Source organism: Bradyrhizobium valentinum (assembly GCF_001440405.1).
GTDB classification, from domain to species: domain Bacteria; phylum Pseudomonadota; class Alphaproteobacteria; order Rhizobiales; family Xanthobacteraceae; genus Bradyrhizobium; species Bradyrhizobium valentinum.
Genome location: NZ_LLXX01000121.1, coordinates 41,550 through 63,850, shown reverse-complemented (window position 1 = coordinate 63,850; position 22,301 = coordinate 41,550). Strand labels below are relative to the sequence as shown.

Sequence of the window (22,301 nt, the reverse complement as noted above, 5' to 3'; positions counted from 1 at the left end):
AGCTTCTTGGTTTCCAAGGCCGCGTAACCTGTGACGCGGTGCTGGCGAGGCGGCGGCGGATGTTTCGGCATCCGCCGTCTGTCGGCGGCCATAACTCCAGATTCGCTGGCCGGCATGATGCAGAAATAATTGCAGCCCGGCTTCGTGTCGGAAGACTCAAAGGAAGGATCGACTTCAATGAAACGAACTGTGATGTTTCTTCTGCTGGGGCCTTCGCTGGTCGCGCTTGCAGTGTTGATGGTTGCTGTCGCCGTCGCGGGTCCGGTCGACGATGCTTTCGTTGCATTATGCGTAACGGCGTCCTTTCTCATCACCTTGCCCGTATCGGCGATCACCGGGCTAGTGGACGGGTATCTCGCTCGGGGCTTGCCGGCGCTGTTGAGGGCATTTCTGACCGCAGCTATCGGTATGACGGGTGCCATCGGCCTGGTTCTCACCTTGTTCAAGATGACGTTCTCACCGACAGTCCCGCCAGAGGTCATGAATGGAGCACTTTGCGCAGGCTTCTTCTTGCTGCTGCCGATGGGCTTGTGCTCGCTGTTGTCGAACGATGATGGCGACCGGCGACGGCCTGCCGGCTGCGCGCCTGACTGCGTCGGGCGACCGGCCTGATTTGCAGCGTATCCGCTGCGTGTCATTGAAGCATCGTTTACCCTGCCGCAACCTAAAGGTGATCGAGTTATCGCTCCTTAACTGGCGCGGGCGCAGAAATCCGGCATGAGTTACGAGCGAAGCCAATGAGGACGCCAAGGCCGAGCGGTTGCTGATGGAAGTTTCCAAGACCGCTTAATTTCCAAGACCGCTTAATTTCCAAGATCGCTTGATTTCCAAGACCGCGTAACCTGTGACGCGGTGCTGGCGAAGGCGGGCGGCGGATGTTTCGGCATCCGCCGTTAGCCCGTCTTACAGGGGAGTTTGACGTCACCAACACATCGTTTACCCTCCTGCCACCGTAACGTGTCGTACTCATGGCTCCTTAACAGGCCTGGTGCACCAATCCCGCCCGAGTACGGGCAAGTGGCATGGCGTTTTTCTGGAGCGGCAATTCAGCGACCCGTCATGGTCTGCGGCAGGTCCGTTCTGCGGCCGGCCGTCTGGGCAGCTATGCCGCTTTCTGGCTGAGGGCATTTCATCAGCCGGCCATCGATCTCACCTTGCGCACCCACTCGGGATTGACGACGCGGATCGTTGAAAGCCCGGGGCTCGCGCTTTCGCAAAGCCAACTCGATGAGCTGGTCTCTCAATTGCGCACCGTGGCCGGCAAGACGCTGCCGGCCGGCGACCTGACCTATGGCATCTTCTCCGGCGAGCGCGAACGGCTGTCGCGCGCCATCGTCACGCTGATTTCCGAGGAGGCGACGGGACGCCCGATCGCCTTCAATGCGTTGTCGGTAATGTCCGTCGAACTCGATGGCGAGCCGCAGCAAGTCACCCATCTTGGCCTGGTCATGGTCGATCCCGACGTGCAGGGGCAGGGGCTGTCCTGGGTGCTGTATGGCTTGACCACGCTGGTGCTGTTCGCGCGCGACGGCTTGCGCCCGAAATGGATTTCGAACGTCACGCAGGTGCCGGCGGTGTTCGGCATGGTCTGCGACACGTTCTCGGACGTATTTCCGTCGCCGGATGCGGGCGCGCGCCGGAGCTTTGCGCATCTGCAACTGGCGCGCGGAATCATGCGCGAACATCGCGCAGTGTTCGGCGTCGGCGGCGAGGCCGGGTTCGACGAGGCGCGTTTCGTCATCACCGATGCCTATACCGGTGGATCGGACGCGCTGAAGAAATCCTTTGATGCTGCGCCGAAGCATCGCGACGAGCAATATAACGCCTGGTGCGCACGCGAGCTCGATTACGCCAGGGGCGACGACGTCCTTCAGCTCGGCCGCATCGACCTTGCCGGTGCCCGCCGCTACGTCCAGCGGGATGTGCCGGCCGGTTCATTACCGGCGCTGCTCGCTGCCTCTGCCGTGCTGGCGCTGCAGCGGTTGATACTGCCAGTGGTTTACTGGTTCGACGATACGCGTCCGTTCGGCAGCTTGCGGCCGTGGCGAGGGAACGGCCGATGACACCAGGTGAAATGACATCTGGCATGATCGCCGACTCCATCGTCAATCTCTGCGGCGCGATCGGGCTTGGCGTCGCCATGATCACGCTCTACCGGCGTGATCCCAAGGGGCCGCTGACGCGGCGTCTTCTGGTCGCGCTTGGTATTATCGCGTTGCTGTTCCTTGTGCGTGGCACCGCGTGGTGGAGCGGCAGCGCGGTGCTCAACAACCTGTCGGCAATTCCGGCCGGGCTGATCCCGCTCGGCGCATTGATCGTTACCGAAGGTATCCTGCGGCGTCATGCCCCGCGCCCGGCCAAGATCGCGCTTCTGAGTGGCGGCATCGCGCTCGGTCTCGCCGGCGCTGCCGGGTTGGAAACCCTCGCGATGCCCGCCGCCATCCTGCTCGCGTTGTTTCAGCTTGGCGGCTTCGCCATCTGCGCCTGGTTGCTTGCGACCCGTGACCGGGCGACGCTGATGGTATCAGAGAATCGCATCGTTAGCCGTCTCGCCGTCGGCGCCATCCTGGTCATTCCCTTCATCGTCACCGATTTCAGAGTGCTGTTTCCGGATATCCCGGTCAGGCTCGGGGCATTGGGAGCATTGCTCGTCGTTACCGCGATATTGATCGCGGAACGCGGCGCAGAGACGCAGCGTCAGGCGTTGATGATGACGGCATTGCGGCTGTCGAGTTCGGCCCTTCTCGGTATTGCCGCGGCGTTTGTTGCGCCGGATGTCGATGCGGCGCAGGTCATGCGATTTTGCGCCATTGCGATCGCCGGCGTTCTCACCATCGGGCTGATGGCAGACGCGCTGCGGGCCCACTTCGAATCGCAAGTGCCCGGCGTTCTTAATTCCGTCGCGGCGTCGCCGGCCCGAACCCGCGACGCGCTGATATCGGAACTTGCGCGTCATCCGATCTTCGAGAGCGCCCGGCGCTACCGCGAGAGCGAACTCCTGGCCTACGATCCCGCGCTGCTGCACGATTTCCTGTCGACCCGGCGGGTGCTGCGCCGCTCTGACGCGCCGTGGGGCCTGATATCGTCCGATCCGGCCGTCGAGCGCATCATGTCGCTGCTGATGGCCAACAGCGCGACGCATCTCATTGTCCTGTCGCACGATCCGATCGACGTCATCGCGCTTGCGGTTCCCGTGATTTCGGCCGATCCGGCCACGGAAACCGCACTCGCCCTGGTGCGACGCCTGCTGGCGCTGACGCCGGATACAATTTGACATTCAGTCACGCGATTTTTCGCGCCCGGCTTACGCAATGCATTGCGACTGTGATAAGACCGCCCCCAATGGCGGTTCATGACAGGGCAAGGCGATGTCGAAGCAAGCGATGCGCGAGGAGGCTGAGCGCCTGATCCGCGAGACGATGGAAAAGAAGGCCCTCGTCGTCAAGCAGGGCAACACCAGGATCGAGACCACCTGCGGAAAATGCGGCGCGCCGAACCGCCTGCAGGCTGAGAAGGGCACCACCCGCGTCAAGTTCGCCTGCAAGCAATGCGGCCACAAGCAGGAAACGTTGTAGGGTTTCGTGCGCGGCTTCCCATTCGCGCTCACTTCCCTTCTCCCCTTGTGGGAGAAGGTGGCGCGGATGCAATCCGCGCCGGATGAGGGGTTCTCTCCGCGGAGACAGACCCCTCACCCGTCTCAATCGCGCTTTCCGCGCGATTGATCCACCCTCTCCCACAAGGGGAGAGGGGACACAGCGCCGCGCAACTATTCCCCCTTCACGAACCTCGCAAACGCATCCGCATAATCCGGATGCCAGCGCGACAGCGCGGGACGATTTTCCACAATGTCGCCGGCAGCCCACAGCATGCGTCTCTCGTCGAGCGGCCGTGGCACGTCATTGTCCGGGCAGAGGATGTAGAAATCGCCGGCGTCGACGCGGGCGATCATGAAGTCGACGGTCTGCTCCGGTGTCCAGGCGCCGGGCGGCTTCTCGGTGCGGCCGCGCGCGGTCAATGCAGTGAAGACGTGACCGGGGATCATCAGATGCGCGCTGATCCTGCAGCCCGGTATGTTCCGCAACTCGTGCTGCAGCGCCTCCGTCTGCGCCTTCACGCCGGCCTTCGAGACGTTGTAGGCGGGATTGCCGGGCGGCGTCGTGATGCCCTGCTTGGAACCGGTGTTGATGATCAGCCCGGGCCGGGCGCGCTCGATCATGCGGGGCGCAAAAGCCTGCGTGCCATGGATGACGCCCCAAAGATTCACCGCGAGGATATGCTGCCAGTTCTCCAGCGGGCCAAAACTGTTGCTGTCGGGGCCGATCCCGGCATTGTTCATCAGGATGTCGGTACCGCCGAACTTTTTTTGCACTGCGGCTTCGAGATCCATGACCTCATCGAAGCGGCTGACGTCCACGGTGACGGCCATGACATCGGCCACCCCGCCGCCTGCGGCGGATGCCAGCCTGGCGGAAGCCGCAGCGAGCCGGTCTTCCCCGATATCGGCAATGCAGACCTTCATGCCGAGGCCGGCGAAACGCATGGCGGCGGCGAGCCCGATACCGGATGCGCCCCCGGTGATCACGGCAACATGATTTGGCGACATTGCAGGATGGGGCATCGTCATTCTCCGGACAGATATGAGGTATGTATTCGCAGGCTGGTGCATTTAGCTTACCATGTACGAATGGACATGGGAGGTCTTCGCTTCGGCGACTTTCTCCCGCCTGCAGTCCGCTTTACGGTTTCATGTCACCGTTATAGATCTCAGAATATAACGATCGTGGAATTTCGATCGACCTCAAGGGAGTGCAAACATGGCTGTCACGCAGGCGATTCCGATGACGCGCCATCCCTACGCGGATGGCTCCTACAAGAAGATGCTGATCGACGGCCAGTGGATCGACGCTGCTTCCGGCAAGCGGTTCGAGACGCATAACCCCGCGACCGGCGAGTTGCTCGCGACCGTCGCCGAGGGTGATGGGGAGGACATCAATCGCGCCGTGGCCGCGGCCCGCCGCGCCTTCGAGGGGCCATGGAGCAAGGTCAAGCCGTATGAACGGCAGGGCCTGTTGCTGAAGCTCGCCGATCTCGTCGAGAAGAACTTTGAGGAGCTGTCGCAGCTCGACACCGTCGACATGGGCGCGCCGATCAGCCGTACCCGCGGCAACCGGCTGCGCGTGCTCGGCATGCTCCGCTATTACGCTGGCCAAGCGACGGCGCTGCACGGCGAGACCATCGAGAACTCGCTGCCCGGCGACATCTTCTCGTACACGCTGAAGGAGCCGGTCGGGGTGGTTGGCGCGATCATTCCCTGGAACGGGCCGCTTGCTGCGACCGTGTGGAAGATCGGGCCTGCAATCGCAACCGGCTGCACCGTGGTGCTGAAGCCCGCCGAAGAGGCGCCGCTGACCTCGCTGCGGCTCGCCGAGCTCTGCATGGAAGCCGGCGTCCCGCCGGGCGTCGTCAACGTGGTGCCCGGCTATGGCGAGACCGCGGGCGCGGCGCTGGCGTCACATCCCGATGTCGACAAGGTCGCCTTCACCGGCTCGCACATCACCGGCCAGTCGATCATCCGCGCCTCCGCCGGCAACCTCAAGCGCGTGTCGCTCGAGCTCGGCGGCAAGTCGCCGGACATCGTGTTCGCCGATGCCGACCTCGACGCGGCGGTGCCGGGGGCCGCAATGGCGGTGTTCGCCAATTCGGGACAGATCTGCAGCGCCGGCACGCGGTTGTTCGTCGAGCAGAAGGTCTATGACGAATTCGTCAGCCGCGTCGCCGAGTTCGGCAAGAAGCTGCAGGTCGGCAACGGCCTCGATCCCAACACGCAGATCGGTCCGCTGGTGTCGCAGCAGCAGATGGACCGCGTCAGCGACTATCTCGATATCGGCCAGAAGGAAGGCGCCAGGGCGGTGGCCGGCGGCGGCCGGTTGACCGAAGGCGCGCTTGCGAAGGGCTATTTCGTGCAGCCGACAGTGTTCGCCAATGTGCAGGACAATATGCGGATTGCGCAGGAGGAAATCTTCGGCCCGGTGATCTCGGCGATTTCCTTTGAGGATACCGACGAGCTGGTCAAGCGCGCCAATGCCACCACGTTCGGGCTGGGTAGCGGCGTCTGGACCACCAATGTGAGCAAGGCGCATCAGGTTGCAAAAGCGCTCCGCGCCGGCTCGGTCTGGGTGAACTGCTATCAGACGATGGACCCGGCCGTGCCGTTCGGCGGCTACAAGATGAGCGGCTATGGCCGCGAGTCCGGCAAGCAGCACGTCGAGGAATATCTCAACGTCAAGGCTGTCTGGATCAAGACGGCCTGAGACGCTCTTCGGCCCGTGGATGCGGCGGCTTCGGCCGCCGTTGTCCTGCTAGTCTCCGTCATCTCAGGAATAAGCGCACTTGCGCTTATTCCGAAGGTGCGAGCCTTGCGGTGCACTTGCACCGCTGGGCGAGCCTCGAAGGATAAACGGCCCGGCTGGTGGCCGTCGCCCTTCGAGACGCGGCGAAGCGCCGCTCCTCAGCGTGACGGATCAGCTTGATTCAAGCTTGCTTCATCATGCTCTATCGCGCTCTTCACCGGCCGGCTGACTTCTTTGGCCGCCCGATCTCCTTGCGCAGCGCCTCGAGCTCCTTGCGCGCGGCACTGGCAGCATTGCGTTCGATCTTGCGGTAGCGCGCGATCAACGAGGTGCCAAACGGCGTCAGTACCGCGCCGCCGCCGTTCTTGCCGCCGGTCTGCCGTTCCACCGCAGCCTGGCGGCAGATTCGGTTGATCTCGTCGACCAGGTCCCAGGCACGCTTGTAGGACATGTCCATTGCGCGGCCGGCCGCCGAGATCGAGCCGCAGGCTTCGATATTCTCCAGCAACTGAATCTTGCCGGGTCCGATGCGGCCCTCGTCAGCCAAATCGATCCGGACGCTCAGGGAAGGCAGCGTTCTGGCGCGCGGTTTCGGCATGGATGAGTTGCTCTTCTGCAGCACGCGGCGAGATTGCCACCCGCATCTTTTACGAACAAGCTGAAGCGGTTACATATCCGTATCAACACGGGGTCCCGGAATAGACATGAATTATCCATCGTTGTTTTCGCCGCTCAAGGTCGGTCCATACCAGCTCAAGCATCGCCTCGCGCTGGCGCCGTTGACGCGCATGCGGGCGACCAAGCCGTCGCTCGCGCCGCGGCCGCTGAATGCGGAATATTACGCCCAGCGCGCGACGCCGGGCGGGCTGCTCATCGCTGAAGCTTCGCCGGTGATGGAAACGGGATTCGGCAGCCCCGGCGTGCCCGGCATTTACACCGAGCAGCAGATCGCAGGCTGGCGCGAGGTGGTCGATGCCGTTCACGCCAAGGGCGGAATCATTTTTCTGCAGCTCTGGCATGTCGGGCGCGTTTCGCATTCCTCGTTCCAGCCGGGCGGCGCGTTGCCGGTCGCGCCGTCGGCAGTGCCGATCGCCGATCTGAAGACCGGGACGGCGGACGGCAAGGCAGTGCCCTACGAGACGCCGCGGGCGCTTGAGACGTCGGAAATTCCGGGTGTTGTCGACGCCTACCGGCAGGCGGCCACCAACGCGCTGAAAGCCGGCTTCGACGGTGTCGAGGTGCACGGTGCCAACGGCTATCTGATCGAGCAGTTTCTGCAGTCGCACACCAATCTCCGCACCGATCAGTACGGCGGTTCGATCCCGAACCGTACGCGTTTCCTGATGGAAGTGACAAAGGCCGTGGTCGAGGTCTGGGGCGCAGATCGCGTCGGCGTACGGCTGTCGCCCTACGGCGTTGCCAATGGCAGCGGTGAGCCGGATCCGATGCCGCTCTACACGTATGCTGTCGAGCAGCTCAACCCGCTTGGGCTCGCGTATCTGCATTTCATCGAACCGCGTTCCTCCGGCGCCGGCCGCGCCGAGGTCAATCACCAGAACGTGCCGTCGGCGATGGTGCTGTTCCGTCCGATCTGGAAAGGCGTGCTGATTGCCGCCGGCGGCTTCACCGGCGAAACCGCCGATGCCGCGATCCGGAATGGCCATGCCGACGCGGTCGCATTCGGCCGCATCTTCATTTCGAACCCGGATTTGCCGCGCCGCCTGCAGCGCGGCTTCCCGCTGACGCCGTATAACCGCGCCACGTTCTACGGCGGCGATGCGGCAGGATATACGGACTATCCGGAGCACAATGAGCTGGAGCAGGCGTGAACCACAGGCGTCATTGTGAAATCGTAGAAAGTGAACCCGTCATTCCGGGGCGATGCGAAGCATCGAACCCGGAATCTCGAGATTCCGGGTCTGGTCCTTCGGACCATCCCGGAATGACGGAGTGTCGTCGCTTTGCTCCTCGCAATGACGGAGCGTGAGAGCAGGACCCGAAAATGTTTCCCGAACCGGACCTGGAAGAGAAAAAGAAGACCAAAGCTGTATCCCTCGGCAAACCCGCCACCGGCCAATGCCTGTGCGGCAAGGTCGCCTTCGAGATCGACGTGCCGGCGCGCTGGGCCTGGCACGATCATTCACCGTCAAGCCGCCGCGCCCACGGCGCGGCCTATGCCACCTATGTCGGAAGCTGGCGCAAGCGTTTTCGTATCACCAAGGGCAAAACCAGCCTCACGCGGTACGAAGACGAGGCCACCAAGACCATACGCAGTTTCTGCTCGCACTGCGGCACGCCCATTGCCTATGAACGTCCGCGCTCGCCGCATATGGTCAACATTCCTCGCGCGCTGTTTTCGGGCCGCACCGGGCGGCAGCCGCTCTATCACATCGCGATCGAGGAATTGCAGGAATGGGCCTACACCGGCGAGCCGCTGGTGCCGCTGAAGGGATATCCAGGCGTGGTCTGGCAGCGTTCGAAAAAGAAGAAGCGCGCGGACCGTGAAGGGATGGTCTAGAGCGTGGGTCCACTACGGCAGCCAGCCATAGCCGGATGGATGCGAGCTGGACGAAGGCGATAAGGGGCTTGAATCACGGCAAGACAGTCCGGCTCAATGTGGCGCGCCAAGGGAGCGGGTCGGACGCTATGCACCCGAAAGCGGACCTATTATGCTCACCCTGAGCTTTGTCGTTCTTGACCCATCTCCGACATCACCCTCCGGCCTCTAGCCACGCGCATGCCCTGAGTTCGCCCTAGGCGATTCGATCGTCACAGCCGTCCAACAAAGTGCTAGGCTGCTTAGGCGTATTTCCAACTATCTTGAGGCTGGACGAGTCACCTGCGGAATAGTCCGCCCACCACACCCCCCACAACGCCGTGCACCGCGCCGCCGATCGCGCCGATCGGACCGCCGACACCACGCGAATGGCGAGTACGGCTCCCAGCGCGACGACGGTCTTGATGGCCAGATTTGCTAGCCTCTGCCGCGGCGTCCGTTAGTACCCTGTGCTGGGCGGCGTTGAGAAAGCCAGTCGTAGGGTAGCCGTGCTCCTCCTGCCAGCGCGCGATGACGGCGCGAGTCGATTCGTCGAACTTCCCATTGACCTTGGTCTTGAACCCGAGCTTGGTTAGCCCACGTTGCACTCCACGACGCTTTGCCTTGGTGAGGCCGATCTGTTCCTCGGTCTCCTGAGTCGCTTCGTCGGTAGCTATTGTCGTTTCGGCGGGTGCCAACGTTTCGCGAGGCGTGCTGCTCAGACCAGCCTTAGCAAAGTGCGCGCTGTCGACGATCGCTAGGATACACAATGCTAGGATCAAGGCGCGCATGACCTTTCCTTCGCCCTCAAGTCTGCCGATCGTTCGGTCTAGAAAGTAAAGATACACCGCGCCGTCCTGAACTATCAACGTCCGACGGCGCCACTCCGCTTCGTCGCGGGGGTAACTGTTGCCCGCGGCACACGGTTCCCTAGCCTCGCGCCGATTGTTACGCCGCATTGCACGCGGGGGCATGGGATCGGCGCATCGCCCTTGGAGCTTAGAGACGTCTAGAGCCGGCGCCGCCGAGGTCAGCTTCTGGCCCCTTTGAGACATGCAGGTTGTTTTGAGCGATGTCCGCTTTCAGGGGTAACTCGGAAGACATTCGCTCACCTGAGTTCTTCTCGGTTTGACCCGAAGCGGACAGTGCTCAAACGGATTCTTGATCTCCATGTTCCCGTTGCTTTCTCCCGAAGTAGCCAATGAGAAGCGAAAGCAGAACTGGCGGGAAAAGGGCGAGGTGCACAATAGCCAGTAGTGTCCCCCAAGGAAGCAACTTTCCAATGGTCGGGCGTTCAAGCATGGTCGTGGCAACGAAGGTAACTATTTCAGTCAGAACGACGCACTCTTGCCAAGTCCGCAAGCGGGAGCCAATCAGAACGCCCGGGAGAATCGCAAAGGCGAACATCAAAGGCCAGAGGAGAACGTACGAAAAGCCTATCAAGTACCAACGGTCGCCTCCCACGACGGCGGACAGACCGAAGAATGCTCCGAGGATGAGCGCTGCAATGGCTATTTTCATGCAAAGGTTGTGGCACGGATTCCCTAAAACTCAATAAAAAGTCGCTACTGTATTCTGGGAAAGGCCGTAGGGCTGTTCGTGACCGCTTACGACATTTGCTTAAAAGTCTGACGGCTCGATTTTTCCGAAGCGCTACTCGGGACGGCCTACTGTCTTGGCGTTGTCTCGGCACTAACAATTCGCTTCGAGCTAACCGTGTGCACTTCCGCAAATGGCACCTTTGAGACGTGCCCGTCTATCCTGAGAATGTCCGTTCACCGGGGTAGACCGGAAGTCGCCGTGGACCAGCCAAATCGACGCGAATGACCCAAAGCGGACCAAGGGCGCGGGCTACATATTTCGCGGGGCTCCTTACGACGCTAGGCTTCGCATTTCAGTAATCAGGTCGGACTTGCCTTCGAAGCCGATGCCAGGAAGCTCCGGCATGTTGATATGCCCGGCTTCCACCCGTACCCCATCGGGGAATCCCCCATACGGTTGGAACAGATCGGGATATGATTCATTACCGCCGAGCCCGAGCCCCGCTGCGATGTTGAGCGACATTTGGTGTCCGCCGTGTGGAATGCAGCGGCTCCACGACCAGCCGTAGCTCTTCAACATTTCCAGCGTGCGCAAATACTCGACCAGCCCGTAGCTCAGCGCGCAGTCGAACTGCAGCCAGTCCCGATCTGGCCGCATGCCGCCGTAGCGGATCAGGTTGCGGGCATCCTGCATCGAGAACAGGTTTTCGCCGGTGGCCATCGGGCCGGGATAGTGCTCGGCCAGCTTCGCTTGCAACTCATAATCCAGCGGATCGCCAGCTTCCTCGTACCAAAACAGATCGTATTGGCGCAGCGCCTTCGCATAAGCCACCGCAGTATCGAGATCGAAGCGGCCGTTGGCGTCGACGGCGAGCTTGCAGCCCGCAGGTAACATTTTCAAAACGGTTTCGATGCGCTTGCAGTCGTCAGCCAGCGGCGCACCGCCGATCTTCATCTTCACGACCGTGTAGCCGCGGTCGAGATACCCTTGCATCTCCGCTGCCAGGCCTTCGAGGCCCTTGCCTGGATAGTAGTAACCGCCGGCCGCATAGACGAAGACACGCGGGTTGGCCTGCACTTTGGCGCGTTCCGCCAAGAGTCGAAACAGGGGCTTGCTCGCAATCTTGGCGACGGCGTCCCACACCGCCATATCGATCGTGCCGATGGCGACCGAACGCTCGCCATGTCCGCCCGGCTTCTCGTTAGTGAACATGGCCGCCCAGATTTTGCCGGGATCCAGAAGGCCACCTTCGTCAAGCAGGCTGTCCGGCGCAGCCGTCAGCACGCGCGGCGCGAAACGCTCGCGGATCAACCCTCCCTGCCCGTAGCGACCGTTCGAGTTGAAACCGTAGCCGATGACTGGCCGGCCATCGCGGATGACGTCGGTGACTACGGCAACCAGACTCAGCGTCATCTTCGAAAAGTCGATGAAGGCGTTGGCGATGGGAGAAGATATCGGAGCGGTACGCTCCCGGATGTCGACAATGCGCATGAGAAGGATGTCCGTATCGGAGGATGGAGGGCGGAAGCTTAATCGGCGTATTGGCCGACTGCGGTGATCATCGGACGCCAGCGGTCAATCTCGCTCTTCAGCGTTTCACGAAGGATTTGCGGCGTTGCCTTGTCCGGCGTCGGATCGGTCGCGATATCCGCGAACCTGCTGGCCAGCGCCGGATTTTTGAGCGCCTCGGCCAAGGCTTTGGTTAGCACCTGCACGATAGAATCGGGCGTTTTCGCCGGCACATAGATACCGTGCCAAACGCTGATCTCCATGCCAAGCAGGCCGGCCTCGGCCGAGGTGGGCACGTTAGGCATCGATGGCAGCCGCTTGGCGCTGGTGACGGCGTAAGACTTCACGCTGTTGGCCTGGACCAGCGGCGCGGCGGTCGTGGCTTGTTCGCACCCAAGATCTATCTGCTTCCCCATCAGCGCCTGAAGAACCGGGCCGCCTCCGCGGAATGGAACGACGTTCATCTGCTTCTGAACAGCCGCCATGAATAGCATACCGCAAAGCTGCGACGCCGCACCCAGGCCCGAATGCGCGAAGGTGACGTGATCGCCTCGGGCCTTGATGTCTGCAATGACTTCGGCCAGCGTATTCGGGGCGTAGTCCGGGCGCGCAATGATTGCCATGTTGGCATCGGACACGACGCCGACAGGCTTCAGGTCGGTGGTCGGATCGAACGGAAGCTTCCGATACAGCGTGACGGCTGTGGCCAGTCCGAGATGATGAAGTAGAAGCGTATAGCCGTCGGGCTCAGCACGGACGACCCGATTGCTGCCCAGAGTGCCGCCCGCGCCGGCGACGTTCTCGACAATCACCTGCTGTCCGAGCAGACGGCCCATGTTCTCGGCCGTCACGCGCGCCACGGTGTCGGTAGGGCCTCCGGCGGCAAAAGGCACGATCATGGTGATGGGCCGCTTGGGGAAATCCTGGGCGATCGCTGCAGACGCTGTCAAGAACAGCAGAGAAGCACACACAACCGCACGCATGAATATCTCCCAGGATCAATTTTTGGTCCACGCAATGTAGATGAAACTGCCGACTTGTCAGCCATCTCAGAAATGGTAAATTTTCACCTCAGACATTCTCATCTAAGATGTCTGAATCTGACGGCAGGACAGACCATGCGAAATTTCGATCCCGTTTCGTTGCGGCTGTTCATCGCGGTCTGCGAGGAACGCAACATCGCCACAGCCGCCCGGCGCGAGGCGATCGTGCCGTCCGCGGTGAGCAAGCGCATCAGCCAGATGGAGGAAGCCGCAGGCGTCACCTTGCTCGAACGCGGCAGGCGCGGCGTTGCGGTGACGGCGGCGGGGGAGGTGCTGTGCCGCTATGCGCGGGAATCGCTGCAATTGCTCGACCGGATGCAGGCAGAACTGGGAGCGTTTGCCGAGGGAGTGCAAGGTCACGTGCGTGTCTTCGGCAGTAAATCGGCGGTGGCGCAATTCCTGCCGGAAGATATCAGCCTGTTCGCGCAACGCTATCTCGACGTACGCGTCAGCCTGGAGGAACGCGAAATCTGGGAAGTGGTGCGCGGCGTTGAGGAAGGGCGCGCCGATATCGGAGTGTGTTGGGACGCCGTCGACATGCGCGGCCTGCGGACCTTGCCATATCACCGCGACCATCTTGCGGTAGTCGTCCATCCCGCCCATCCATTGGCGAGAAAACGTTCTGTCTCCTTCGTCGACACGATTGACTACGAGCATGTCGACATCGTCGCTCGCAGCATCATGCAGACGACCCAGCGCAGTGCTGCGGCCGCCGCCGGCAAGCAGATGCGCTACCGCATCCAGGTCTCGACCGTGGACGCCGCTTACCGGATCGTGGCGGCCCAATTGGCAGTGGCGATTGTACCCGCTGAGGAGGCGAGCGCGATTCAGCAGGCGCTAGGGCTCAAGGTGATCCCCCTCAGCGATAAATGGGCCAAGCGCCAGTTCGTCGTTTTAGTGCGTGAGAAAGGCCTGAGCCTACCGGCGCAATTGTTGGTTCAGAGTCTATCTTCTTCCGAAGGCATTCAACCGCGTCGGTCGGGTCGCTCTAAATAGTCTCGTATCGCGCACGCCGTTCGGAGCACATTCCAACGGGTAAAGAAGCGGTCCAGCGTCCGCTTCTGTGAACCTTTGCGACATCGGGCTATGTCCGCTATTCCGCCGCTGTTGAGGGTTGAGCGGACATCAGTCAGTCGCTTAATGAGTACACGGTCTAGAGCGGGATGAGGCCGTGACGACGGACCATCTCGTGCCTCGGACGCAAGCTGCCTGAGTGCTGCGAGCCGGGTCCCATTCTACTTTGCATGGGGTTGTTTTCGCGTTTTTTGTCCGGGTCCCGCGGTGTACCGCTGCCGCGCTGCACGGCGTCGGGACACGGAAATGCCTGTGCAGAGCAGCCATGACCGCGATCCATTGCTTACGCGCGCCAAGTTTGGTCATCTGCCTCCGCCCCGCACATCAACGAAGCGGCGGGCGGGAGGAAAAATGAAGAACAAGATCACCGGCCGTTCGGCATTCCTGGCGCTGCTGAAGGACGAGGGCGTTACGCATCTGTTCGGCAATCCCGGCACCACCGAACTGCCGATCATGCACGCGCTGAAAGACCATCCGGACCTCACCTATGTGATGGCGATGCAGGAGAGCCTCGTCGTCGCCATGGCCGACGGTTTCAGCCGCGCCTCGGGCAAGCTCGTCGCATGCAACGTTCATGTCGCGCCCGGCCTCGGCAACGCCATGGGCTCACTTTACAATGCGAGTTTTACCGGCACGCCCCTGATCCTGACCGCCGGCCAGCAGGAGCAGGGCCACGGCCTCACCGAGCCGGTGCTCTACGGCCCGCTGGTGCGGATGGCGGAGCCCTTGGTGAAATGGGCGGTCGAGGTGACGCGGCTGGAGGATCTGCCGCGGATTGTGCGCCGCGCCGCCAAGATCGCGACCACGCCGCCCACGGGACCAGTGTTCATCTCGCTGCCGGGCGACATTCTCAATTCCGAGGCCGGCATCGAGCTCGGCCGGTCGACCCGGGTCGATACCCGCGTCAAACCGTCGGACGAATCGCTGCAGGCGCTCACCGCGCGCATCCTCAAGGCGGAGCGGCCGGTGATCATCGTCGGCGACGAGATCGTCAAAAGCGACGCCTTGCAGGAGGCGGCGCAACTGGCGGAAACGCTGGGCTGCCCGGCGTATCAGTCGTCGACGCCCTATGGCGCGCATTTCCTGTCGGAAAGCCCGTGTTTCATGGGAGCGCTGGCGCGCATCCAGAAGATCGCGCGCGACACGCTGTCACCCTACGATCTCATCATTGCGCTCGGTGGCGATCCCTTGCGGATGTCGGTTTACAGCGAGACCGATCCGCTGCCGGACGGGCTTTCGATCGTGCAGGTCGGCCTGGTCGATTGGGATCTCGCCAAGAATTACAGCGCCGAGATCGCGCTCAAAGCTGACGTGAGGGAAGCCCTGCGCGCGCTGGTCCCGGCGCTGCAGGCTGCCGGCGGCAGCGCGCTTCAAGCGCGCGCAAGACAGGGATTGGACGCGCTGGCGTCGAAGAATTGGACGGTGCGGCGCCAGCCGCTGATCGAGCAAATTTCGAAGCACGCCAACACCTCGCCGATCGATCCCGACTGGCTGGCATTGCAGGTGGTCGAGGCAATGCCCGACAATGCGATCCTGGTCGATGAGGGGCTGACGTCGTCACGGCAAATCATCGCGCTGCGCCCGCATCGCGACCGCTACGGCTATCACGCGCTGGCCTCGGGCGGCATCGGCTGGGGATTGCCGGCTTCCGTCGGCGTCAGCCTCGCCAATCCGGAGCGGCCCGTCGTGTGTTACTCCGGCGACGGCAGCTCTATGTATTCGATCCAGTCGCTGTGGACGGCGGCCAACCACAAGCTGCCGCTGACCTTCGTCATCGTCAACAATGGCGGCTATCGCATCATCAAGCAGCGGCTGCTCGCCTTCCATGGCGACGATCACTATGTCGGCATGGACTTCATCGATCCGCCGGTGGATTTCACCAGTCTTGCGAAATCGCTCGGATTGGAAGCGACGAAGGTAACCGATCCCGGCCAGCTCAAATCGGTCTTGTCCTCCGCATTCAGCCGGCCAGGAGCAAAACTGATCGAGGTCGTGGTGAGCAATTCGGTGAATTGAGACGCGATTGACGGTATCGGCCCGATCTCTCTCCCGTCACCCTGAGGAGGCCGCAACGCGGCCGTCTCGAAGGGCGACAGCTCGGCTGGTGGCCGTTCATCCTTCGAGGCTCGCTGCGCGAGCGCCTCAGGATGACGGAACCATGAGTGTGCGATTATTCCGCCGCCTTCGCCGCACGGTGCGGGCGATACCGGCTCGCCGGATGCTGCTCAGTCAGCTGCGCTCGGCCCTTGCCGAACAGCTTCTCTCGCAGCGTCCCCTCTGCATACTCGCTCTTGTACCGCCCCCGCGTCGTCAGTTCGGGCACCAGCATATCGGCGATGTCCTCGAAATCGCCGGGTGAGGTGGCGAACGCAACGTTGAGGCCGTCGACATCGGTCTCTTCGAACCAGGCCTCGATATCGTCGGCGACCTTTTCGGGCGTGCCGACCACGACGGGGCCGGCGCCGCCGATGCCGACATGCTCGACGACCTCGCGCACGGTCCAGACCCTATCAGGATCGGCACGCGTGACGTTGTCGAGGGCGGTGCGACCGGCATCGTTCTGGATGTGGCGCACCTGCTGGTCGAGGTCGTAGCTCGAGAAATCGACACCCATCCAGCCCGACATCAAGGCCAGCGCGCCCTCGGGGGCGATGTGCGCGCGATAGTCGGCGTATTTTGCTTTCGCCTCGGCCTCGGTGCGGCCGAGAATGATCGTCATCATGGAGAACATCAGGATCTCGGCCGGGTTGCGGCCGATTTCCTTCGCCAGCGCGCGGATCGCCGCCACGCGTGGCCCGATGATCTTGGCCGACGGGCCCGACATGAACACGCATTCGGCGTGTTGCGCCGCGAACTGCCGTCCGCGCGGCGAGGTGCCGGCCTGGTACAGCACCGGCGTGCGCTGCGGCGACGGCTCGCTCAGGTGGATCGCGCTGAGCCTGTAGTTGGTCCCTTCATGCTCAATGCGATGCACCTTGGAAGGATCGGCGAAAATGCCGCGCGTGCGGTCGCGCAGCACGGCGTCGTCCTCCCAGCTTCCTTCCCAGAGCTTGTAGACCAGCTCCATATATTCATCGGCGATATCGTAGCGGTCGTCATGCGCGGCCTGCCTGTCCTTGCCGGCGCCGCGGGCCGCGCTGTCGAGATAGCCGGTCACCACGTTCCAGCCGATGCGGCCCTCGGTCAGGTGATCGAGCGTCGACATTCTCCGCGCAAACGGATAGGGCGGCTCGAACGAGAGATTGCTGGTGACGCCGAAGCCGAGATTTTGCGTGACCGCCGCCATCGCCGGAATCAGCATCAGCGGCTCGTTGGCCGGCGTCTGTGCGGCGTTGCGCAGCGCGGCGTCCGGGCTGCTGCCGAACACGTCATAGACGCCGAGCACGTCGGCGAGAAACAGTCCGTCGAACCGGCCACGCTCCAGCGTTTTCGCCAGATCGAGCCAATAGGGCAGTCGGTTGTAGCCGAGAGTGCGGTCGCGCGGATGGGTCCAGAGCCCCGGCGATTGATGCGCCACGCAGTTCATGGCGAAGGCATTGAGCCGGATTTGCTTTGTCATGATTGGCGCCTTCCAATGGTGGCATGGCTATTGCATTTTAGCAGAGCTCCGCGCGATCGTGCCACTTCCGGCAGGCAGCGTATCCCGATAATTAGGCTGGCAGAATAGCTGCATCGATAAAGCCCAGCGAAAGGAAAAATTCATGGCTGAGAGAGCCGACGCAATTGCGCGGGTGCGCGAGCACTTCCGGTCGGGCGAATTCCTTCGCGAACTTGATCAACGGGTCGGCTACCAGACCGAAAGCCAGAGTTCCGGCCGTGGCGATGCGCTGCGCGCATATCTTACTGAGAATCTCGAGCCCGCGCTGGCCGAACTCGATTTCAAGACCCGACTGATCGAGTCGCCGATCGGTGGAGGTCCCTATCTGGTGGCCGAGTATATTGAGGATCCTGCACGGCCGACCGTGCTCACTTACGGCCACGGCGACGTCGTCGACGGCATGGTCGGCGAGTGGCGCGACAACCTCGATCCCTGGAAGACCACGATAAGAGGTGACCGCGTCTACGGCCGCGGTACGGCCGACAACAAGGGGCAGCACAGCATCAACATCTCGGCGCTGCGCGCGGTGCGCCAGACCCGCGGTGGCAAGCTCGGTTTCAATGCCAAGTTCATCGTCGAGACCGGCGAGGAGATCGGCTCGCCCGATCTGCGGCAGGTGTGCGAGGCTCATCGCGAGGAGCTGAAGGCCGATCTATTCCTGGCCTCGGACGGGCCGCGGCTTTCGGCCGACCGGCCCACCATCTTCCTCGGCTGCCGCGGCGGCAACCGCATCCATCTCGATGTCAACTTACGCGAGGGCGGGCACCATTCCGGCAATTGGGGCGGGGTACTTGCCAACCCCGCGACGATCCTTGCCAACGCCATTGCGAGCCTTGTCGACGGCAAGGGGCGGATGAAACTCGACGCGCTCAGGCCGCCGCGGATTTCGAACGCCGTACGCGCGGCGCTTGCGGATGTAAAGATCGAGCCGACCGCGGACGAACCGGCGCTGGCGCCCGGCTGGGGCGAGGAGGGATTATCGCCGGCGGAGCGGCTGTTTGCCTGGAACACGCTGGAGGTGCTGGCGATGTCATCAGGCAATATCGAGAAGCCGGCCAACGCCATTCCCGGACACGCCAATGCCGTGCTGCAGCTTCGCTTCGTCGTCGGCACCCGATATGAAGAGGTCGTCGACGCCGTGCGTACGCATTTGCATGCCAACGGTTTTCCGATGGTGGAGGTCAGCGGCGCGCAGCGCTTCGCCGCCTCGCGCACCGACGTCGACAGTCCCTGGGTGAACTGGACGGCGGACTCGATCCTGAAGACCACGGGCAAGGCGCCTGCGATCCTGCCGAATTTCGGCGGCTCGCTGCCCAACGACGTGTTTGCCGATGGGCTGGGGCTACCGACGATCTGGGTGCCGCATTCCTATCCCGGCTGCTCGCAGCATGCGCCGGACGAACATATTCTTCTGCCCGTGACCGAAGAGGCGCTTGCCATCATGGCAGGGTTGTTCTGGGATCTCGGCGAGATGAAGTGGGCGTTTTAGCTGCGGCTCACACCTCTTCGTCCAGCGCGACCAGTTCGCGCTTCTTGCGCAGCGCCGGTAGCAGCGGCGCGACGAGCAGCACGAAGGCAAACGCCAGGCAGATAGCCGAGATCGGCCGCTGCACGAAGGTCATGAGATCGCCCTGCGACAGGATCAGCGACTTGCGCAGATTGTTCTCCAGCATCGGCCCCAGCACGAAAGCCAGCACCAGCGGCGCCGGCTCGTAGCCAAGCTTGCGCATGAAATAGCCGATCACGCCGAATGCGATCATCACGTAGACGTCGAACACGTTGTTGCTGGAGCAATAGACGCCGATGATGGTGAACAGGATGATCAGCGGAAACAGGATGTTGTAGGGCAGCTTGAGAAGCTGAACCCACATCCCGATCATCGGCAGGTTGAGCACCAGTAGCATCAGATTGCCGATATACATGCTGGCGACGATGCCCCAGAACAGGCCGGGGTTCTGCGTGATCATCAACGGACCGGGCTGTAGGCCGTGAATGACGAAGGCGCCGAGCAACAGCGCCATCACCACATTCGGCGGAATGCCGAGCGTCATCAGTGGAATGAAGGCGCCGCCGGCCGCCGCGTTGTTGGCGGCTTCGGGACCGGCGACGCCCTCGATCGCGCCATGGCCGAACCGTTCCGGCGTTTTGGACAGCCGCTTCTCGAGCGCATAGGACGCGAACGAGGAGATCACCGCGCCGCCGCCGGGCAGGGTGCCGAGGAAAAATCCAAGGACCGTTCCGCGCGACATCGGGCCGGCGCTGGCTTTCCAGTCCTCCCTGCTTGGAAGCAGGTGCGTGATCTTGGTGTTGATGACGTCGCGTTTGATGACCTGCTCGGTATTGAGCAGCACTTCGGCGACGCCGAACAGACCCATGACCACGGGGACGAGGCCGATGCCGTCGATCAACTCGATCCGGCCGAAGGTCAGGCGCGGTTGCGCGGTGATGCTGTCGAGCCCGACCACGCCGAGCACGACGCCGATGCAGGCCATCAACAATGCCTTCGCCATCGAGCCCTGCGTCAGGAAGGTCAGCACCACGAGCCCGAGCACCATCAGGCTGAAATATTCGGCTGGTCCGAACGCGATCGCGACGCTGGCGAGTTTCGGTGCCACCAGCATCAGCGCGATCAGCGCGAAAGTACCGGCGAAGAACGAACCGAAGGCGGAGATGCCGAGCGCCGGGCCGGCGCGGCCCTGCTTGGCCATCTGGTGGCCGTCGATGCAGGTGACAACGGAGGCGGCCTCGCCGGGAATGTTGACCAATATCGATGTGGTCGAGCCGCCATACATCGAGCCGTAATAGATGCCGGCCATCATGATAATGCCGGATTCCGGCGTTCCCGACAGCGTGATCGGCAATAGCAGCGACATCGCCGAGATCGGACCGATGCCGGGCAGCACGCCGACCAGCGTACCGATGAACACGCCGATGAAGCAGTAGATCAGGTTGACGGGTTGAAGCGCGACGCCGAGGCCATGGGCGACATTGACGAGTGTGTCCATGGTGCGATCAGCCGATTTCGAAGATGCCGGAGGGCAACTGGATCAGGAGCAGGCGTTTGAGGATCCACCACATGCCAAGCGGAACCAGCAGCGCAATCGGAATGGCCAGCGACCAGCGGACCGGATCGACCACGCGTAGCAGCAGCAACATCAGCGGAATTGCGGACAGCAGAAAGCCGAGCGGGTTGAGGGCGAAGGAAAAAGCGACGAGGCAGACGATCACCAGCAGCGGCTTGGTCCAGCGCGTGTTCACCCATCGCGAGCCAAACGTCGGCCCGCCCTCGGTCATCGCGGCGATGATGATCGAGGTGGCGAACAGGCACATCAGGATGCCGGTATAGAACAGCACGAAGCCGGAGCCGGGATCATTGATGGTGCCGAGCTTCAACTTGAGCCCGGACCAGATCACAAAACCACCGAGCGCAAGCCCGATCAGCCCACCCCACAGCTCGGAATTGTTGAGGCGGATTTTGACGTTGGATTGATCATTCATGTGTAACACCCTCAGACCACCGTCACCCCCGCGCAACGGCTTCGCCGTTGTCGCTGGAGGCGGCGGAGCGCAGCGCAGCCCTCGAAGGGCGACGGTGCCCGTGTCCATCCTTCGAGGCGCGCAAGAGCGCGCACCTCAGGATGACGTCATCACTCGCGGAAAGTCTCAGTTCGTCTTCTTCGCCAGACCGAGCTTGTCGACCACCTTGCGCTCAGACTCGGTGACCTCGACGACGAACCTCTTGTAGTCCTCGGTGCTCTTGTAACTGGGCACCATATCGAATTTGGCCAGCGTCGCGATCACGGCCGGATCTTCCAGCGCCTTCTTGAAGGCGTCATGCAGCTTGGCGACGATCTTCGGGTCCATGCCCTTCGGTCCGGCTATGCCGAACGGCGAGTCGTAGACCATGGGATAGCCGAGTTCCTTCAGCGTCGGCACGTCGGGATAATTCGGCGAGCGCGCCGCGGTCCACACCATCAGCAGCCGCAGCTTGCCGGCGTCGACCAGCGGCCGCCAGCCCGTTGAATCCGCCTGGAGCATGGTGTGCTGTCCCAGCACCGCGGCGTTGGTTTCCGCACCGCCCTTGAAGGGCACCTGGGTGAGCTTGATGCCGGCCATGGACGCGATCTGCTCCATGCCGATATGCAGCGATGTGCCGGCGCCCGGCGTCGCATAAGTCACCTTGCCGGGATTCTGCTTGGCGTAATCGACGACGTCCTTCCAGGTTTTGAAGGGCGACTCGGCGCTGGTGGTAACGCCGAACGTATAGCCGGTGAGGTGAACGATGTAGGTGAAGTCCTTGTCCGGATTCCACGAGACTTCCTGCATCAAGGGCAGGCGGAACACGGTGATCGGAATCTGTGCGATGGTGTAGCCGTCGGGCTTGGCGCCCGCCGCCATGGTGGCGGGGCCGACGGTGCCGCTACCGCCGGCCTTGTTGTCGATGGCAATCGGCTGTCCAAGCACCTTGGAAGCGCTTTCGGCAATCGCGCGCATCGAGATGTCGGTCGAGCCGCCCGCCGGCCATGGGACGATCAGCGTGATCGGCTTGGTGGGATATTCCTGCGCGCCGGCGGCTGCGGATATCAGCATGCCGATGGCAGCGACAGCGATCGTCAGACGGCTGCGTCGAACCATATCAAATCCTCCCC

General features: G+C 62.6%; 19 protein-coding genes. 10 read left to right on the top strand and 9 right to left on the bottom strand.

Annotation, left to right across the window (positions count from 1 at the left end):
- Positions 1-129: 129 nt before the first annotated feature.
- The 4 genes from CP49_RS20370 to CP49_RS20355 all read left to right on the top strand — a co-directional run bounded on the left by CP49_RS20370 (position 130) and on the right by CP49_RS20355 (position 3,575).
- Positions 130-612, top strand: coding sequence for a hypothetical protein (locus CP49_RS20370; protein WP_156438532.1), 483 nt, complete (start codon positions 130-132; stop codon positions 610-612).
- Between the two features lie 410 nt (positions 613-1,022).
- A complete protein-coding gene (locus CP49_RS20365) occupies positions 1,023-2,063 on the top strand; it encodes a hypothetical protein (protein ID WP_057851997.1) in 1,041 nt (346 codons plus the stop codon).
- 11 nt (positions 2,064-2,074) lie between these two features.
- Positions 2,075-3,274: a hypothetical protein gene (locus CP49_RS20360; RefSeq protein ID WP_057851996.1), complete on the top strand. Its 1,200-nt coding sequence runs from the start codon at positions 2,075-2,077 to the stop codon at positions 3,272-3,274.
- Positions 3,275-3,368: 94 nt separating this feature from the next.
- Complete coding sequence (locus CP49_RS20355; protein WP_057851995.1) at positions 3,369-3,575, top strand: hypothetical protein; 207 nt, start codon at positions 3,369-3,371, stop codon at positions 3,573-3,575.
- A gap of 191 nt (positions 3,576-3,766) precedes the next feature.
- Here CP49_RS20355 and CP49_RS20350 read toward each other — a convergent pair whose 3' ends face one another.
- Positions 3,767-4,618 carry an SDR family NAD(P)-dependent oxidoreductase gene (locus tag CP49_RS20350; RefSeq protein WP_057852031.1) on the bottom strand — a complete coding sequence of 284 codons (852 nt, stop codon included), beginning with the start codon at positions 4,616-4,618 and terminating at the stop codon, positions 3,767-3,769.
- 196 nt (positions 4,619-4,814) lie between these two features.
- On the opposite strand from CP49_RS20350, the gene CP49_RS20345 reads away from it, so the two are divergent.
- Positions 4,815-6,311, top strand: coding sequence for an aldehyde dehydrogenase family protein (locus tag CP49_RS20345; protein WP_057851994.1), 1,497 nt, complete (start codon positions 4,815-4,817; stop codon positions 6,309-6,311).
- Positions 6,312-6,564: 253 nt separating this feature from the next.
- Here CP49_RS20345 and CP49_RS20340 read toward each other — a convergent pair whose 3' ends face one another.
- Positions 6,565-6,948, bottom strand: coding sequence for a winged helix-turn-helix domain-containing protein (locus CP49_RS20340; RefSeq protein ID WP_057852030.1), 384 nt, complete (start codon positions 6,946-6,948; stop codon positions 6,565-6,567).
- A gap of 106 nt (positions 6,949-7,054) precedes the next feature.
- Here CP49_RS20340 and CP49_RS20335 point away from each other — a divergent pair, with 106 nt between their 5' ends.
- On the top strand, positions 7,055-8,179 hold the full coding sequence (locus CP49_RS20335; protein WP_057851993.1) for an alkene reductase: 1,125 nt from the start codon (positions 7,055-7,057) through the stop codon (positions 8,177-8,179).
- Between the two features lie 173 nt (positions 8,180-8,352).
- Positions 8,353-8,868 carry a GFA family protein gene (locus CP49_RS20330; protein ID WP_245310771.1) on the top strand — a complete coding sequence of 172 codons (516 nt, stop codon included), beginning with the start codon at positions 8,353-8,355 and terminating at the stop codon, positions 8,866-8,868.
- A 317-nt stretch (positions 8,869-9,185) separates the two neighbouring features.
- Here CP49_RS20330 and CP49_RS20325 read toward each other — a convergent pair whose 3' ends face one another.
- The 3 genes from CP49_RS20325 to CP49_RS20310 all read right to left on the bottom strand — a co-directional run bounded on the left by CP49_RS20325 (position 9,186) and on the right by CP49_RS20310 (position 12,920).
- A complete protein-coding gene (locus tag CP49_RS20325) occupies positions 9,186-9,677 on the bottom strand; it encodes a peptidoglycan-binding domain-containing protein (RefSeq protein WP_057852028.1) in 492 nt (163 codons plus the stop codon).
- 1,081 nt (positions 9,678-10,758) lie between these two features.
- Complete coding sequence (locus CP49_RS20315) at positions 10,759-11,919, bottom strand: mandelate racemase/muconate lactonizing enzyme family protein (protein WP_057851991.1); 1,161 nt, start codon at positions 11,917-11,919, stop codon at positions 10,759-10,761.
- A 38-nt stretch (positions 11,920-11,957) separates the two neighbouring features.
- Positions 11,958-12,920: a tripartite tricarboxylate transporter substrate-binding protein gene (locus CP49_RS20310; RefSeq protein WP_057851990.1), complete on the bottom strand. Its 963-nt coding sequence runs from the start codon at positions 12,918-12,920 to the stop codon at positions 11,958-11,960.
- A gap of 135 nt (positions 12,921-13,055) precedes the next feature.
- On the opposite strand from CP49_RS20310, the gene CP49_RS20305 reads away from it, so the two are divergent.
- Together CP49_RS20305 and CP49_RS20300 are read left to right on the top strand one after the other, a co-directional pair.
- A complete protein-coding gene (locus tag CP49_RS20305; RefSeq protein WP_057851989.1) occupies positions 13,056-13,976 on the top strand; it encodes a LysR family transcriptional regulator in 921 nt (306 codons plus the stop codon).
- A 429-nt stretch (positions 13,977-14,405) separates the two neighbouring features.
- Positions 14,406-16,070 carry a thiamine pyrophosphate-binding protein gene (locus tag CP49_RS20300; protein ID WP_057851988.1) on the top strand — a complete coding sequence of 555 codons (1,665 nt, stop codon included), beginning with the start codon at positions 14,406-14,408 and terminating at the stop codon, positions 16,068-16,070.
- A 154-nt stretch (positions 16,071-16,224) separates the two neighbouring features.
- Here the strand turns inward: CP49_RS20300 and CP49_RS20295 are convergent, their stop codons facing one another.
- The gene (locus CP49_RS20295; protein WP_057851987.1) at positions 16,225-17,613 is read right to left on the bottom strand and encodes an LLM class flavin-dependent oxidoreductase; all 1,389 of its coding nucleotides are present in this window, start codon (positions 17,611-17,613) and stop codon (positions 16,225-16,227) included.
- 142 nt (positions 17,614-17,755) lie between these two features.
- Between CP49_RS20295 and CP49_RS20290 the strand changes: the two genes are divergently transcribed.
- On the top strand, positions 17,756-19,141 hold the full coding sequence (locus CP49_RS20290) for a M20 family metallopeptidase (protein ID WP_057851986.1): 1,386 nt from the start codon (positions 17,756-17,758) through the stop codon (positions 19,139-19,141).
- A 7-nt stretch (positions 19,142-19,148) separates the two neighbouring features.
- Here the strand turns inward: CP49_RS20290 and CP49_RS20285 are convergent, their stop codons facing one another.
- The 3 genes from CP49_RS20285 to CP49_RS20275 all read right to left on the bottom strand — a co-directional run bounded on the left by CP49_RS20285 (position 19,149) and on the right by CP49_RS20275 (position 22,287).
- Entirely contained in the window at positions 19,149-20,657 is a 1,509-nt protein-coding gene (locus CP49_RS20285; RefSeq protein ID WP_057851985.1) for a tripartite tricarboxylate transporter permease, read from the bottom strand.
- A 7-nt stretch (positions 20,658-20,664) separates the two neighbouring features.
- The gene (locus CP49_RS20280; protein ID WP_057851984.1) at positions 20,665-21,150 is read right to left on the bottom strand and encodes a tripartite tricarboxylate transporter TctB family protein; all 486 of its coding nucleotides are present in this window, start codon (positions 21,148-21,150) and stop codon (positions 20,665-20,667) included.
- A gap of 165 nt (positions 21,151-21,315) precedes the next feature.
- Positions 21,316-22,287: a Bug family tripartite tricarboxylate transporter substrate binding protein gene (locus CP49_RS20275; protein WP_057851983.1), complete on the bottom strand. Its 972-nt coding sequence runs from the start codon at positions 22,285-22,287 to the stop codon at positions 21,316-21,318.
- Between the last annotated feature and the right edge of the window lie 14 nt (positions 22,288-22,301).